The following is a 15,866-nucleotide window of genomic DNA, read 5'->3' on the forward strand; positions in this document are numbered from 1 at the left end:
TGTTCAGTTCATGACGGTCGCGGGGGTGGCGGCGATGGCTGGCGTCGACGGGTCGGTCGCGAGCAGGGATTCGAGCGTGCGCACCGACGGCAGCTTGTCGAGCGAAAGGACCTGCTCGCACACCGCTTCCGCATGGCTGCGCGGGAACCAGAGCGTGGCGTTGTCCATGAACTTCTCGCGCACTTCGGCGTTGGTGAGCGGGCGTTCGGCATGGCCGCGGTTGACGGGCTCGCGCTGCACCTGCGTGCTGCCGTCCTCCATCTCGACGCGCACCTCGCCGGTGTAGTGGCGCGGGAAGGTCGAGGCCGGGTCCTCGACGTAGCGGATGCGCTGCATCAATGCGCGCACCGTGGCATCGCCGAAGGCCGCCGGTTCCAGTTCCTTCAGGCCGAGACGGCCGCGCAGCAGGCCGCTCGCGACCGCATAGGGCAGGCTGAACTTGGCCTCGTAGTCGCTGGTGGGGCGCCGCTTGGCGGCGATGGGCTCGCACACGGCCTGCACCACGCCGGCGGGCACGGCCACCTCGACGCTGCGGATCTTGTCGACGTCGATGCCGTTGCGATGCAGCGTGATCGCCGCGTCGGCACTCGCATGGACGAAGTGACACATCGGGAAGGGCTTGACGGCGATGTTGTCCAGCTCCCAGGTGCTGGCGCGGCCATCGGCGCCGATGCCGGCGGTGCCGAGCGCCATGTCGACCTGGGCTTGGCGGGTGGTGTCGAGGTAGCTGCGGAACAAGCCGTAGCGGCCCGCGTAGGGCGCATCGGGTGCAGGGATGCCTTGCTGGGCGAAGCTGGCGGCAGTGAGGCCGGCATTCGCGGCCCAGCCGGGGTGGATGCGCTTGGTCCAGCTGCCGTCCTCGATGAACTGCAGGCTGCCGCTGGCCAGCGACAGCGCGATGCCCTGTGACGCGACCAGTGCGTCCGCATCCAGGCCGAGCAGCCGGCCGACGGCCAGCGCGCTCGCGAAGGCGCCGACCACGCCCGTGGGGTGGAATCCTTGCCCGTGGAAGCCGCTCTTGGCGACGCTGGCGATGCGTGCCCCCGTCTCCAGCCCGGCGATGTAGGCGGCCAGCATGTCGGCGCCGCTGGCGTCGTTGGCCGCGGCCAGGCTGAACAGCGAGGGCAGCACACTGACGCTGAGGTGCAGCACACCGGCCATGTGGGTGTCGTCGTAGTCCAGGCCATGCGTCAGCACGCCGTTGAGCAGGACCGCATCGCGCAGCGGCAGGCGGCGGGCGAAGCCGATAGCGCCAGCGGTGCAGGCGGCAGGTACGTTGGCGCCGGGCAGCGCGTGCACGGCCTTCTCGAAGCGGAGCGCGAAGTCCTCCTGGCGTGCGGCCAGCGCGCAGCCGATGGCGTCGAGCATAAGGTGGCGGGCGCGCAGGCTCACTTCGGCGGGCACTTCACCCAGGCGCAGGCGGTGGGTGAAGCCGGCCAGCGTCGTGGCGATGTGGTCAGGGGCGGTGTCGGTGGTGTGGGTCATGAGGTTCGCGGTGGTGGTTCAGGAATTTCCAACTGCAAGCCAGCGAGGCTGGTTCGTGGGCACCCGCGGAACCGGCTTTGCCGGACCGCCGGGTGGCGCCCCCTTGAGGAGGCTGAGGGCCGTGGCGCCGAGCCTGCCTGTGCTGGCTTGGACGGCCCCGCAAGAGCAGCCGCCTCGGTGGCCGTCCGGGCGCCGCAGGCGCTTCGGGGTGTTATTCGGCTTTTGCGCCGGAGTCCTTCACCGCCTTGGTCCACTTGACGATCTCGGACTTGATGAACACGCCCAGTTGCTCCGGCGTCTTCACCATCGGCTCGACGCCCTGCGCGGCGAAGGACTCGCGCACATCCTTGCTGTTGAGCGCCTTGTTCATCTCGGCGTTGAGCTTGGCCACGATCGGCGCGGGGGTGTGGGCCGGCGCCATGATCACGATCCACGGCACGCCGCTGAAGCCCGGATAGCCGAGTTCGGCGATCGTGGGCAGGTCCGGCGCGGCGGCGATGCGCTCGGGGCTGCTGACCGCCAGCGCGCGCAGCTTGCCCTGCTTGACGAAGGGCAGGGTGGCCACGGTGGTCTCGAACATCATCTGCACCCGGCCGCCCATCAGGTCGGTCAGCGCGGGCGGGCCGCCCTTGTAGGGGACATGGCTGAGCTCGATGCCCGTGGTGCTGCGGAACATCTCGGTCACCAGGTGGTTGGTGACGCCCACGCCGCCCGAGGCGTAGTTGAGCTTGCCGGGCTCGGCCTTGGCCAGCGCGATCAGGCCCTTCGCGTCCTTGACCGGCACATCCATGTTGACGACCAGCACCTCCGGGACGATGGCGATGCCGCCGACCGGCACGAAGTCCTTCACCGGGTCATAGGGCAGCTTGGCGTAGAGCCCCGGGTTCACCGCCAGCGGGCCGGAGGAGGTCAGCAGCAGCGTGTAGCCGTCGGGCGGCGCGGCCATCGCCGCCTGCGTCGCGATGATGCCGGCGGCGCCGGGCTTGTTGTCGACGAAGAAGGGCTGCTTGAGGGCTTCCTGCAGCTTGTTGGCAATGATCCGGCCCAGCGTGTCGGTGGCCTGCCCCGGCGGAAAGCCGGTCAGGATCTTGACCGCCCGGTTGGGGTAGTCGCTCTGCGCGAGCGCTGGCAGCGGGCCCAGGAAGGCGGCGAGCAGCGAGGCGAGGAGAAGGGGGCGGCGAAGCAGGGGCATGGGTGAGGTCTCCGGTATTTGTACGGACAAATATAGGAGTCTTTCGCCATGGTGTCAACAGCGCCGACGCGCCGGCCTGGAATTCAGCGCCGCAGATTCATGCGGTAGGTGAAGCGGTCGCTGGGATGCACGTTGTCGGCGACCTCGAGCAGGCGGTCCTTCTTGTCGTAGTAGCGGCGCACGATTCGCAGCGCCGGCGCGCCCGGCGTGCTGCCGAGGTTGGCCGCATCGTCGGCGTCGAGCACGGCGCCGCTGAGCTCCTGTTCCACGCGGTCGATCGGCAGCCCGTACTCGCGTTCGATGAGGGCGTACACGGCCGTCTTGGTCGAGCGCAACAGGGCGCCGATGCCTTCGAGCTGCGGATTGAGGAAGAGGCGCGTGATGCAGAAAGGCCGCGATGGTGCGCTTGTTTCATCGGCGTTGCCGGGGTCGCTGGCATAGCGCACGCCGAGCGCATAAGTCCATTCCTCCCCGGGGGAAACGCCGAATTCCTGGGCCTGCGCCTTGCCCAGCGTGACCTTGCCGATGTAGACGAAACGCATGTCGGTGTCGCGGGCGTACTGCAGCAGGTCGGGCAGGGCGCTGGCCTCCTGGGCGTAGCGGGCGGTGTCCGGCTTGGCGATCACGACGGTGCCGATGCGCGGGCGCCGCGTGACCAGGCCGGCGGACACCAGCACGCGGATCGACTCGCGGGCGGTGAAACGGCTGATGCCGAACTGTTCGCACAGCTCGGCCTCGGTCGGGAGGTGGGCGCCGAGCGGATAGGTGTCGTCGGCGATGCCGCGGATGAACTCGCGCGCGATCTGCATGTAGCGCGGCGCGTCTTCGTCGACGTCTGGCGCGGGGGAGGGGGTGGTATGGCTCACGGGCGAATCATCCCATTTGGCGACGGATCGGTTGACACCACCACGGAAATTGGTTTATTGTACGGACAATTAAGACGCAGACGAGACCCAAGCCTTGCCATCCTCGACCTCCATTTCCGCCGCCCCGCCGCGTTCCATGCTCTTCGTGTCCGGCGAGAAGCCGGAACGCTTTGCGAAAGCCATGGCGGCCGGCGCCGACCTCGTCTGCATCGACCTGGAAGACGCCGTCGCCCCGGCGAAGAAAGCGGCGGCCCGTGCGGATGCGCTGCGCTGGCTTGCGGAGCGCCCCACCGATCCCGCGCAGCCCGCCGTGGCGCTGCGCCTGAACGCGGTCCGCACGCTGGAAGGCCTGCGCGACGTGCTGGCGCTCGCCGATGCGACGGTGATGCCCGATTGGGTCCTGCTGCCGAAGGTGGAAGCCGCCGCGGACCTTCAATGCGTCCACGCGTGGCTGGGCGCGAAGTGCCCAAGCTTGGTCGCGCTGCTGGAGACGCCCGGCAGCATCGACGGCGCTGCCGCCATTGCTCACGCCGGCGCGCCGCTCGGCGCGCTCATGCTCGGCGGCGCCGACCTGTCGGCCGAACTCGGCGCGCAGTTCGGCTGGGACGCCCTGCTCTACGCCCGCGCCCGCATCCTCCACGCGGCCCGCGCGGCGAACCTGCAGGCCTGGGACGTGCCGCACATCGACCTGAAGAACCCCGAGGGCCTGGCCGACGAAACGCGCCGCGTGCTGGCGCTGGGCTTCGATTGCAAGACGGCCATCCATCCCCAGCAGATCCCGGTCATCCACGACGCCTTCATGCCGCCCGCCGAGCGCATCGACTGGGCCCGCGCGCTCGCCGACGCAGTGCCAGCCAACGACGCCGCGGGCGCTTTCATGTTCCGCGGCGGCATGGTCGATGCCCCCGTGATCCGGAACGCGCGCCGCATCCTTGCCCGGGCCGGCCAGCGCTGACCCGCCTTCCTTCATTCCCCCGAACTCACCCGCAAACAGGAGACACCATGGTCCAGGTCATCAAGAAAATCGGCGAGCAGCGTTATCGCGAAAGCTTCGGTCGCCACTACGAGGAATTCCACGTCGGCGACGTCTACGAGCACCGCCCCGGCCGCACCGTCACGGAAACGGAGAACACCTGGTTCACGCTGCTGACGATGAACACGCACCCGATGCATTTCGATGGCGAATATGCCAAGGCCAGCGAGTTCGGCCGCTGCATCGTCTGCAGCCCCTTCACCGTGGCGCTGATGGTCGGCATGAGCGTGACCGACGTGAGCCAGAAGGCGATCGCCAACCTCGGCTGGGGCGACATCAAGATGACCTTCCCGGTCTTCGCGGGCGACACGCTCTATGCCGCATCGGAAGTGCTGGAGAAGCGCGAATCCGCCTCGCGGCCCGGCGCCGGCCTCGTCACCGTGCGCACCATCGGCACCAACCAGGACGGCAAGGTGGTCTGCACCTTCACCCGCACCATGCTCATCGCGAAGCAGGGCCACAGCGTCGAAGACAAGGTCGGCTACTGAGCCGGCCCGGAGACTCACTCATGGATGCCGTCACCACACGCCCCGCATTGGACATGCACGCCGACCAGCAGGAATTTGTCGACGCCGTCGAAGCCTGGGCCGAGAAGGAACTGCGGCCGGTCGCGCGCAAGTACGACCTGGCCGACGAATACCCGCACGACATCGTCGAGCAGATGAAGGAACTGGGCCTGTTCGGCGCCACCATCGGCGAGGAATACGGCGGGCTCGGCCTCTCGTCCTGGACCTATGCGCAGATCGTGATCAAGCTGTCGTCGATCTGGATGGCGCCTTCGGGTATCGTCAATTCGCACCTGATCATGGCTTCCGCGATCGAGCGTGCCGGCACGGCGGAACAGAAGGCGAAGTACCTGCCGATGATGGCCACCGGCGAGTTCCGCGGCAGCATCGGCCTGACCGAGCCCAACGCCGGCTCCGACCTGCAGGCCATCCGCACGGTTGCAAAGCTCGAAGGCGACCACTATGTCGTCAACGGCAACAAGACCTGGATCACCAACAGCATGCATGGTCACGGCACGCTGCTGCTCGTGAAGACCGACCCGGCCGCCAAGCCGCGCCACAAGGGCATGAGCCTGCTGATCGCCGAGAAGGCGCCGGGCTTCAACGTGGTCGGCAAGCTCAAGAAGATGGGCTACCGCTCCATCGACACCTGCGAACTGAACTTCGAGGACTACCGCGTGCCGAAGGCCAACCTGCTTGGCGGCGTCGAGGGCAAGGGCTTCTACCAGACGGCCGGCGGCCTGGAACTGGGTCGCATCAACGTCGCGTCACGCGGCGCGGGCATCGCGGAAGGAGCGCTGAAGCATTCCTTGCGCTATGCCCAGGAGCGCAGCGCCTTCGGCAAGCAGATCTGCGAGCACCAGGCGATCCAGATGAAGCTGGCCGACATGGTCACGCAGGTGGAAGGGGCGAAGCGCCTGATCGAGCAGGCGGCGCGCAAGTTCGACGCCGGCGAGCGCTGCGACCTGGAGGCCGCGATGGCCAAGCTGGCCGGCTCGGAAGCCGGCGCCTTCTGTGCGCAGGAAGCGATGCGCATCTTCGGCGGCTACAGCTATTCGGTGGAATACGAGATCGAGCGCTTCTACCGGGACGCGATGCTGATGTGCATCGGCGAAGGCACCAACGAGATCCTGCGCACGGTGATCGCGAAGCAGTTGATCGAGCGGTACAGGGTTTAGAAATACGGGATCGGGTACCGGACGCAGAGGACGCGAAGGTTACGCGAAGGTCGCGAAAGAAGACAAAGAAAAATTTCTTCGGTATTCCTTTTGCGACTTCTGCGAAACCTTTGCGTCTTCTGCGTTCGGCTGTCCGTATTCAACAACCTATGCGTTGCGAGACCGCCCCAGCAACGCGTACAGCAGGATCGCCCCGAAGGTCGCCGTCCCGATGCCGCCCAGCGCGAACTGGCCGAACTTCAGCGTGAAGTCGCCCGTGCCGATGATCAGCGTGATCGCCGCCACGATGAGGTTCTTGTTCTGCGAGAAGTCGACCTTGTTGTCGACCCAGATCTTGGCGCCGGCGATCGCGATCAGGCCGAACACCACGATGCTCACGCCGCCCATCACCGGGAGCGGAATCGCCTGGATCACTGCGCCGAACTTCGGGCTGAAGCCCAGCACCAGCGCGATCAGCGCGGCCATCACGAACACCGCGGTCGAGTAGATGCGCGTGGCGGCCATCACGCCGATGTTCTCGGCATAGGTGGTGACGCCAGTGCCGCCGACGCTGCCGCTCACCACCGTCGCGATGCCGTCGGCGATGAAGGCGCGGCCCATGTAGCGGTCGAGGTTGCGGCCGGTCATCGCGGTCACGGCCTTCAGGTGGCCCAGGTTCTCGGCCACCAGGATGATGGCCACGGGCGCGATCAGCAGCATGGCCGGGCCGGTGAAGGTCGGCGCGGTCAGTGCAGGCGCGCCGAACCAGGCGGCATTGGCAATGCCGGTGAAGTCCATCGGCTTGCCCAGGCCCATGCCGTTGGTCAGCACCGCGTAGACGATGCTCGCGAGGATCAGCCCGATGAGGATCAGCAACCGCTGCACCATGCCGCGCGTGAACACCGCGACCAGCCCGACGCAGAGGAAGGTCACGGCCTGCATCCACGACTCGAAGTTGCTGGACGCCATGTTCTTGATCGGCACGCTGGCCAGGTTGAGCCCGATCACCGCCACCACCGCGCCCGTGACGACCGGCGGCATGAAGCGCTCGATCCATCCCGCGCCGACCATCTGCACCAGCAGGCCGATCAGCACATAGAGCACGCCGCACGCCACGATGCCGCCAAGCGCCACCGCGATGTTGTTGTTGGGCCCGGTGCCGGAATAGCCGCTGGCCGCGATCACCACGCCGATGAAGGCGAAGCTGGAGCCCAGGTAGCTCGGCACGCGCCCGCCGGTGACGAAGAAGAAGATCAGCGTGCCGACGCCGCTCATCAGGATCGCCAGGTTGGGGTTGAAGCCCATGAGGATCGGCGCCAGCACCGTGGCGCCGAACATCGCGATGACGTGCTGCACGCCCATCGCCGCGGTCTGCGGCCAGGGCAGGCGCTCGTCGGGCGCAACCACGGTGCCTTGGACCGCGCGCACTTCACGCCAACGGGGCAGGTAGGTTTCAGTCGATGGATTCATTTGAATTTCCTGGATCTGTTCGTGAAACACCGGGGAACCGGCTTTGCCGGGCCCCTGGTGTTGCCCCCGGTGGGGGGTGGGCGGGCTGCACGAAGTGAGCCCTGCCTCGGGAGGAGCAACATTTCTTCAGCGCGGCGCCAGCATGGCCATAGTGATGCGCGACACGCAGACCAGTTCACCTTCATCGTTGACCAGCTCGATCGCCCACACCTGCGTCGTCTTGCCCCGGTGCACCGGTCGTGTGGTGCCGGTGACCCAGCCGCTTCGGGCCGAGCGCAGGTGGTTGGCATTGATGTCGAGCCCCACCGCGCGATGGCCTTCCGGGGAACTGAAGTGGGCGCCCGAAGAGCCCAGCGATTCGGCCAGTACCACCGACACGCCGCCGTGCAACAGGCCATAGGGCTGGATGGTTCGCTTGTCCACGGGCACGCGGGCGCTCAGGAAGTCGTCGCCGATTTCGGTGAATTCGACGCCAAGGCTTTCGAGTGCGGTGCCCTTGTTGCCCGCATTCAGAAGTTCAAGGGAGATGGGTTTTTGCCAGATGGGCATGGATGCTTTCCCGATGTAGGAGAGAGGAGCAAAACTATAGCGAGCGTCCAGGGCGGGCCTAAGCTGAGCGGATGAGCGCACAGGTTTCTTTTGAATGACCCGCCCTGGACGTTGGATCGCCGGCATCGTGGCCGCGCTGGTCGGCCTGGTGCTGATCGCCGCAGGCGGCTTGGCCTGGTGGTTGCCAGACGATGCGCAGCTCGCGGCGCGAGTGGCTTCGGAGTTCGAGCAACGTACCGGCGTGGGCTTGCGCGTGGGCTCCGCGCATTGGACCTTGCGGCCAGGCCTTTCGCTGGTCCTGGGCGAACTGGCGACGGCGCAGAAGGAACCGATCACGGTGCGCCGCCTGGTGCTGCACGCCAGCCTGCGCGAGCTGCTGGCGCGGCGCATTCGCATCGACGACGTGGAGGTGGAAGGCGCGATGTTCCCACGCGCATCGGCACGCGAGTTTCGCGGGCGCGGCGATGCGACACCTGAGCCGCTCGGTCCCTTCGCTGCGCACCCGGTGCCGGTGGCGCAGGTCCGCTTCGAGGACGTCACCTGGATCGACCGGCGCGGTATCGCGCTGGCCTATGACGGGCGGATCGAGTTCGACGCCGGCTGGATGCCGCGCAATGCCGAAGTGGCGCGCCGTGGCGTGACGCCGCCCGCGCGCCTCCAAATCACGCGGGAAGCTGACGAGGTCATGAAGTGGCGCACCGACATCGAGGTGGGCGGCGGCACGTGGAACGGCACCGCCACCGTCGAGGCGCTGGCAGGCGACAAGCTGCGCCTGCATGCCGACCTCGCGCCGCGCAACGTCGACATCGCGGGGCTGACAGCGGCCTTCGGGCGGCAGGCGGCGCTGGTCGGTCGCATCAACGGCCGCACCGAAGTCACGGCGGAAGGCGAGAACCCGGTCGAATGGGCGCGCGTGCTGCACACGCGCACCCGCTTCACCGTGCGGCCCGCCGTGCTGCGTCGCTTCGACCTGGCACGGGCGGTGCGCACGGCCGGCATCAGCCGCGGCGGCCAGACCCCCCTCGACGAGATCGCAGGCACGCTCGACACGCAGGCCACCGAAGAAGGCACCGTGCTGCGCTACAGCAACCTGAAGGCCACGTCGGGCGTGCTCACGGCGAGCGGCGCTGGCACCGTGATCAACCGCAGGATGGACGGCGAACTGACGGTCGACATCGTCGATGGCGTGGTCGGCGTACCGCTCAAGGTGGGCGGCACGCTGGATGCGCCGGAGCTGTCGCTGACCGGCGGCGCATTGGCCGGCGCCGCCATCGGCAGCGCGGTGTTGCCGGGGGTGGGCACTGCGATCGGGGCGCGGCTCGGGCAGCGCATGGAGAAGCTGTTCGGCGGCGATGACGCGCCCAAGGGCGCTGCGAAGAAGAAAAAGCCCGTCACGCGGTGATCGCTCCGCGAACAGTGGCGTGGCCTTGGGCGCGGCCACCCGCCCCGAGCCAGACACCGTTCAGGTGATTCGTCGACAATCCGTTGACATTACTGGAACCCCGACCCTGACCGACTCGACCCTAGACGCCCCTGAAACCATCCTGCGTGACGTTGCCGCCATCGGCCGCATCAGTGCGGTGCCGACGCTTCTCAAGATCATCTGCAGCAACACCGGCATGGGATTTGCCGCCGTGGCGCGGGTGACGGAGGGCACCTGGACGGCATGCGCGGTGCAGGACGACATCCACTTCGGCCTGCTGCCGGGCGGCCAGCTGGATGTGCGCACCACCTTGTGCATCGAGGCGCGGGCCGCGCGCAAGCCGGTCGTGTTCGACCATGCGAGCCTGGACCCGGTCTACCGCGACCATCACACGCCGCGCCTCTACAACATCGAGAGCTACATCTCGGTGCCGATCATCCGGCCCGGCGGTGAATACTTCGGCAACCTGTGCGCCATCGACCCGCGCCCGCTGCCGGTGTCGGACCAGAAGACGGTGGCCATGTTCGAGAGCTTTGCCGAACTGATCGGGCGCCAGCTCGCGCAGGAAGAATCGCAGCTGGCCACCGAGACCGCGCTGCTCGACGAGCGCGCCACCGCCGAGTTGCGCGACCAATTCATCGCGGTGCTGGGCCATGACCTGCGCAATCCGCTGGCGTCGGTCAGTGCCTTGGCCGAGCTGCTCGTGCGTCGTACGGCCGAGCCTGAGGCGGCCAAGGTCGGCGAACGCATTCGCAGGACGACACGCCGGATGGCGCTGCTGATCGACGACGTGCTCGACTTCGCGCGCGGCCGCATGGGCTCCGGGCTGGTCGTGACGCCGGCGAAGGTCGCGGACCTGGGCGCATCGATGTCGGAGGTGGTCTCCGAACTCCAGCTTGCGCACCCGGATCGGCGGATCGAGGAGCACATCGACATCGCCGCCGACGTCTGGTGCGACTGCGGGCGCATCCAGCAGTTGCTGTCGAACCTGCTGGGCAATGCGCTGACGCATGGCGCGAGCGACCAGCCGGTGGTGGTCGAGGCCCGGTCGGAGCCGGGCGGCCGCCTCCAGGTGTCCGTGTGGAATGGGGGCGTGCCGATCGCGCCGGCGAACATGGCGAGGATCTTCGAGCCCTACTGGCGGCCTGCGGACAACGAAGCCAAGGGTGGCCTGGGGCTGGGCCTGCACATCTGCTCGATGATCGTGAAAGCGCATGGCGGCAGTCTCGAAGTCAGCTCCTCGGCGGAGGCCGGCACCCGCTTCACCGCACGATTGGCCGTGCAATCCGGTGACGATGCGCCTGGCCCTGCGCCAGAGGTCTAGCCCCCTTGAGCACATTGCTGCGCGGCATTAGGCTCGCGGCAATGACTGTGCTCAACATCCCGCAGATTCGTCTCTATCAAACCTGGCTGCGCGACACGCGCGGCCTTTCCTTCGACGCCTACGACGCGCTTTGGCGCTGGTCCACCACCGAGCTCGATGCCTTCTGGCAAAGCATCTGGGACTATGCCGGCATGCACTCGCCAACACCGCACAGCGCGGTGCTCGCGGTGAACAGGATGCCCGGCGCCGTGTGGTTCCCTGGCGCGCAGGTGAACTACGCGCGCGAGGTGCTGCGGCACGTCGATGCCGCGCATGCGGCGGGCCTGCCGGCCATCGTCAGCGACAACGAACGGGGCGAGGCGCGCGAGCTGTCCTGGCCCGAGCTCAAGCGCCAGGTTGCGTCGGTGGCGCTCGCGCTGCGCTCGCTCGGCGTACAGCGCGGCGACCGCGTGGCAGCCTACCTGCCGAACGTGCCCGAGACGATGATCGCGTTCCTCGCCTGTTCAAGCATCGGCGCCGTGTGGAGCGTGTGCGCGCCGGACATGGGCACGCCGGCCGTGCTCGACCGCTTCCGGCAGATCGAACCCAAGGTGCTGATTGCCACCGACGGCGTCCACTATGGCGGCAAGCCGATCGACCGGACTGCCGTGCTGCAGGAACTGCGCGACGCCTTGCCCACCGTGCAGAAACTGTTGCTTGTCGACAGCCCGCACGCAGCGGGCGCGATGCAGGCCGACGCCCATTGGCCCGACGCCATCGCGCGCGACGATGCCGAGGTCGCCGCCTTCGAGCCCGAGTGGCTGCCCTTCGACCATCCGATCTGGATCCTCTATTCGAGTGGCACCACCGGCCTGCCCAAGCCCATCGTGCACGGGCAGGGCGGGGTGATCATGACCATGTATGCCTGCGCTCTGCACAACGACATCGGCGCGAGCTACCACGCCAACAGCTTCGGCGAACGCTATCACTGGTACAGCTCCACCGGCTGGGTCATGTGGAACAGCCAGATGGCCGGCCTGTGCCTGGGCGCCACCATCGTGCTCTATGACGGCCATCCCGCGGGCAGCAAGGACAAGCCCGACTGGGGCGTGCTGTGGCGATTCGCGGCGAAGCACCGCGTCACCTTCTTCGGCGCGGGCGCGGCCTACTTCACCCACTGCATGAAGGCCGGCGTGACGGCAGCCGACTGCGGCGACCTGTCCTGTGTGCGCGCCCTCGGCAGCACCGGCTCCCCGTTGTCGGAAGAGGTGCAACGCTGGGGCAGCGCACAGTTCCGGCAGGCGCGGGCGGCGACACACGGCGCGAGCGAAAAGGAAACCATCTGGTGGTGCAACATCTCCGGCGGCACCGACTTCTGCGGCGCCTTCGTCGGCGGCAACCGCGAGCTGCCCGAAGTGCCGGGCCAGATGCAATGCCGCCAGGTCGGCCATGCGGTCGAGGCCTGGAACGAGGAGGGCCAGCCGGTCATCGGCGAAGTCGGCGAACTGGTCTGCATCCAACCCCTCCCCGCCATGCCGCTCTACCTCTGGGGCGACACCGGCAATGCACGCTACCTGTCGAGCTACTTCGACACCTGGCCCGGCGTCTGGCGCCACGGTGACTGGCTCAAGGTGGGCGAGGACGGCGGCTGCATCATCTACGGCCGCAGCGACGCCACCATCAACCGCCAGGGCCTGCGCATGGGCACCAGCGAGATCTACAGCGCCGTCGAAGCCCTGCCCGAGGTGCTGGACTCGATGGTCGTCGACCTCGAATACCTGGGCCGCGAAAGCTACATGCCGCTCTTCGTCGTGCTGCGCCCCGGCGTCGCACTCGACGACGCCATGCGCGGCAGGATCAACGACGCGATCAAGACCTCGCTCTCGCCGCGCTTCCTGCCGAACGAGATCTTCCAGGTGGCGGAGATACCGCGCACGCTGTCGGGCAAGAAGCAGGAACTGCCGATCAAGAAACTGTTGCTCGGGCAACCGATCGAGAAGGTGCTGAACCGCGAGGCGATGGCGAACCCGGGGTGCCTGGATTGGTATGTGGGGTTGGCGCAGCGGCGGGCTGCGGCCGCTTGATGAGGAGTGGGTCGACGCTTGTCGATGTCTGGATCGATCGAATGGCGAACGCTCTCGCGACCGTGCGTCTTCCTTGTTGCCTATGTCGGCAGCAACTCATACAACACCATCTTCGATAGCCGCCCGCGCAGCGCTACCTCTTCGACGCGCCGCGTGCGCAGCCGGCCCTTCAGCCCTTCGAAGGTCGACTCCGACAACAGCACTTTCGTGCCCAGCTCCTTGTTCATGCCCTCGATGCGGCTCGCCACGTTGATGGCATCGCCGAACGCGGTGTAGGCCAGCCGGTCGTTCGAGCCGAGCGCCCCGACCACGGCCGTGCCGGTGTGGATGCCGATGCGCGTGACGAACGCCTGCCGGCCCTGCGTGGCCCAGCGCGCGTTGAGCGCGGCCAGTTCCGCCTGCAGGTCCAGCGCGGCCACGCAGGCCTTGTACTCCGCATCTTCGAGCGCAGAAGGCGCGCCCCACAGCACCATGATCGCGTCGCCGATGAACTTGTCGACCGTGCCGCCATGGCGCGCGATCACGCGCGTGGCCACGTTGAAGTACTCGGTGAGCTGCTCGACCAGCATCTTGGTCTCGATGACTTCGGAGATGCGCGTGAAGCCCGCCACGTCGGTGAACATCGCCGTGATGCGCCTTGGCTCGCCGCTGGGCGTGAGCGTGTGGCCTTCGTCGACGAGCTGGTTCACCAGGTCCACCGGCACGAACTTTCTGAATGCCTTCAGCCCGCGTGCCGAATCGTCGAGCGCCTGGTCCAGTTGCTGGATCTCCAGCACGCGGCTCGGTACGCGCGGTATGTTGTCGAGGTCGAAGCGACCGATGCGGCGTGCGATGCGCGACAGCTGCTCGACCGGCAGGGTCACCACCTTCGACAGCCGCAACGACACGATCAGGATGATCCCCAGCGACGACAGCACCAGTGCCAGCAACCACAGCACGTTGCGCCGCAGGCCGCCGAGCAATGTGTCCTCGGGCACCCAGCTCACCAGCAGCCAGTTCGTCGACGGCAGGTGCGAGGTGCGCACCAGGTAGCGGCGGCCTTCGTGCTCCAGCGCGAAGTTCCCGTCCGCAGCGCCGCGCGCGCCGGTGCCGGCCTGCAGACGCGCGTGCACCGCGCCCAACACGCCGCCGCGCGGCACATCGAGCTGCCTCACGTTGCCTTCGACATCGCTGCGCGCCAGCACCTGGAATGCGGTGCCGAGCAGTGCCGCCTCGCCATTGCCGTCACGGCTGAACAGGCGCACGAACTCGGACAGGCGGCCCAGCGTGACATCGCCCGCGGCCACCAGTTGCTGCGTGCTGCCATCCGCCCCGCGGCGCCACGCCGGCAGCGAATACGTCACGCCAAGCTCCTGGCGCTGCGAGGCGAACACATAGGGTTGCGACCAGACCGCCTCGTTGCGCTGGCTGTTCAGGGCGCTCCGGAACCAGTCTCGTTCCGCAGGCTTGTACTGCGTATGCAAGGTCTCCACGCGCACCGTGCGAAAGCGCTCCTGCACATCGGTGCTGTCGCTGGCCGGCGGCTTGTAGTGCCAGACCTCGGTGGTGCCTTGCGGCTCCGCCTTCATGTTGACCACGGCCGGCTCCGGATGCCGCGTCACCATCAGCATGCGGCCATCGGCGGCCGCGACGTAGATGCTGTCAAGCTCTGGCGACTGCTGCAACAGCGTCCAGATCAGCTCACCCGACTGGCCCGTGCCCTCGCCGCCGGTCTGCAGGCTCGGTGATTCGCTCATGGCCCGCACGGCCGTCGCCGCGTGATGGAGGAAGGCGATGGTCCGGTCCTCGATGCGCAGGTGGTCAGCCTGGTGCGCCGACTCGCCGATCCGCGACACCAGCCGCTGCGACCCCCAGTACCCCAGCGCGATGAGCAGCAGCGACTCGACCAGGATCACGACCGTGATGATGGTGCCGACGTCGACGCGAAAGCGCCGCAGGCGCAAGGGCAAGGCAGGTTGGGACTCGACAGGCATGGGGTGTGTGCAAGTGAGGCAACAACGCGGGCGGGCCGCCCACGGTTCGACCCACGCGTTGGAACTGTACAGGCCGGTCAACGCGGCCGCTTGACTCTTTGCCGGCCTGATGATCGGCATGTTTCCGGATCTGCAAGGCGCCCTGCGACGCCGTGGCGGCGGTGTCGGCCGAGCGACACTGGCGCCCCCTACATCGCCCGCAGCAGGTTGGCCAATTCGACCGCCGACTTCACTTCCATCTTCTCGAAGATCCGCGCCCGGTGGACCTCCACCGTGCGCACGCTGATCGAGAGCTGATCCGCGATCAGCTTGTTCGGCAGGCCTTCCACCACCCGTTGCATCACGTCGCGCTCGCGCTCGGTCAGTTCGCTCATGCGCGCCGCCAGGCCCGAGCGCGCGCGCTGGCGCTCGACCGCGCGCAGGGAGGCGCCCAGCGCCTGCTCGATGCGGTCGACCAGCGCGTTGTCGGAGAACGGCTTCTCGCAGAAGTCGAAGGCACCGCGCTTGACCAGGTCCACGGCGGTCGGCACATCGGCATGGCCGGTCAGGAAGATCACCGGCATGGTGCCGATCAGGCCGCGCTCGGCCAGCCGCTCGAACAGCACCAGGCCGCTGGTGCCGGGCATGCGCACGTCGAGCAGCAGGCAGCGAGGCTGCGTCGGCGCGTCGAACGCAGGGTCGCCCTCCAGCCGCTGCTCGAAGGCCTCGGCGCTGGCGAAGTGCTCGCTCATGAGCCGGCGCGAGCGCAGCAGCCAGGCCAGCGCCTCGCGCACGCTGGCGTCGTCGTCGACAATGAAGATCAGGGCATCGATCGGGGGTTGCATG

General features: G+C 67.8%; 13 protein-coding genes. 6 read left to right on the plus strand and 7 right to left on the minus strand.

Going from position 1 to position 15,866, the window contains the following annotated elements; all coding sequences use genetic code 11:
- Positions 1-3: 3 nt before the first annotated feature.
- The 3 genes from WKW82_RS02050 to WKW82_RS02060 form a co-directional block, all read right to left on the minus strand.
- Positions 4-1,485, minus strand: a complete 1,482-nt coding sequence (locus WKW82_RS02050; protein WP_340340577.1) for an MmgE/PrpD family protein — start codon at positions 1,483-1,485, stop codon at positions 4-6.
- A 211-nt stretch (positions 1,486-1,696) separates the two neighbouring features.
- Complete coding sequence (locus tag WKW82_RS02055; RefSeq protein ID WP_340340578.1) at positions 1,697-2,677, minus strand: Bug family tripartite tricarboxylate transporter substrate binding protein; 981 nt, start codon at positions 2,675-2,677, stop codon at positions 1,697-1,699.
- An 83-nt stretch (positions 2,678-2,760) separates the two neighbouring features.
- A complete protein-coding gene (locus WKW82_RS02060) occupies positions 2,761-3,543 on the minus strand; it encodes a GntR family transcriptional regulator (RefSeq protein ID WP_340340579.1) in 783 nt (260 codons plus the stop codon).
- Positions 3,544-3,637: 94 nt separating this feature from the next.
- On the opposite strand from WKW82_RS02060, the gene WKW82_RS02065 reads away from it, so the two are divergent.
- Genes WKW82_RS02065 through WKW82_RS02075 form a run of 3 tightly spaced genes read left to right on the plus strand, consistent with a single transcriptional unit; the run spans position 3,638 to position 6,260 of the window.
- On the plus strand, positions 3,638-4,498 hold the full coding sequence (locus WKW82_RS02065; protein ID WP_340340580.1) for an HpcH/HpaI aldolase/citrate lyase family protein: 861 nt from the start codon (positions 3,638-3,640) through the stop codon (positions 4,496-4,498).
- A 47-nt stretch (positions 4,499-4,545) separates the two neighbouring features.
- Complete coding sequence (locus tag WKW82_RS02070) at positions 4,546-5,064, plus strand: MaoC family dehydratase (protein WP_340340581.1); 519 nt, start codon at positions 4,546-4,548, stop codon at positions 5,062-5,064.
- Positions 5,065-5,084: 20 nt separating this feature from the next.
- Complete coding sequence (locus tag WKW82_RS02075; RefSeq protein ID WP_340340582.1) at positions 5,085-6,260, plus strand: acyl-CoA dehydrogenase family protein; 1,176 nt, start codon at positions 5,085-5,087, stop codon at positions 6,258-6,260.
- A 147-nt stretch (positions 6,261-6,407) separates the two neighbouring features.
- Here WKW82_RS02075 and WKW82_RS02080 read toward each other — a convergent pair whose 3' ends face one another.
- Both WKW82_RS02080 and WKW82_RS02085 read right to left on the minus strand, forming a co-directional pair.
- The gene (locus WKW82_RS02080) at positions 6,408-7,709 is read right to left on the minus strand and encodes a solute carrier family 23 protein (protein ID WP_340340583.1); all 1,302 of its coding nucleotides are present in this window, start codon (positions 7,707-7,709) and stop codon (positions 6,408-6,410) included.
- Positions 7,710-7,835: 126 nt separating this feature from the next.
- Entirely contained in the window at positions 7,836-8,258 is a 423-nt protein-coding gene (locus tag WKW82_RS02085) for a hotdog fold thioesterase (RefSeq protein WP_340340584.1), read from the minus strand.
- 94 nt (positions 8,259-8,352) lie between these two features.
- Here WKW82_RS02085 and WKW82_RS02090 point away from each other — a divergent pair, with 94 nt between their 5' ends.
- The 3 genes from WKW82_RS02090 (at position 8,353) to WKW82_RS02100 (ending at position 13,068) form a co-directional block, all read left to right on the plus strand.
- Positions 8,353-9,660, plus strand: coding sequence for an AsmA family protein (locus tag WKW82_RS02090; protein WP_340340585.1), 1,308 nt, complete (start codon positions 8,353-8,355; stop codon positions 9,658-9,660).
- 178 nt (positions 9,661-9,838) lie between these two features.
- Complete coding sequence (locus tag WKW82_RS02095; RefSeq protein ID WP_340340586.1) at positions 9,839-11,005, plus strand: GAF domain-containing sensor histidine kinase; 1,167 nt, start codon at positions 9,839-9,841, stop codon at positions 11,003-11,005.
- Positions 11,006-11,046: 41 nt separating this feature from the next.
- Positions 11,047-13,068 carry an acetoacetate--CoA ligase gene (locus tag WKW82_RS02100; protein WP_340340587.1) on the plus strand — a complete coding sequence of 674 codons (2,022 nt, stop codon included), beginning with the start codon at positions 11,047-11,049 and terminating at the stop codon, positions 13,066-13,068.
- 80 nt (positions 13,069-13,148) lie between these two features.
- On the opposite strand, the gene WKW82_RS02105 is transcribed toward WKW82_RS02100, so the two are convergent.
- Positions 13,149-15,041 (minus strand): adenylate/guanylate cyclase domain-containing protein, encoded by a 1,893-nt coding sequence (locus WKW82_RS02105; protein ID WP_340340588.1) that lies wholly within the window; start codon positions 15,039-15,041, stop codon positions 13,149-13,151.
- A 188-nt stretch (positions 15,042-15,229) separates the two neighbouring features.
- Positions 15,230-15,865 (minus strand): response regulator transcription factor, encoded by a 636-nt coding sequence (locus tag WKW82_RS02110; protein WP_340340589.1) that lies wholly within the window; start codon positions 15,863-15,865, stop codon positions 15,230-15,232.
- Position 15,866 lies beyond the last annotated feature (1 nt).

The sequence above is a fragment of the Variovorax rhizosphaerae genome (assembly GCF_037889975.1).
GTDB lineage: Bacteria > Pseudomonadota > Gammaproteobacteria > Burkholderiales > Burkholderiaceae_C > Variovorax > Variovorax rhizosphaerae.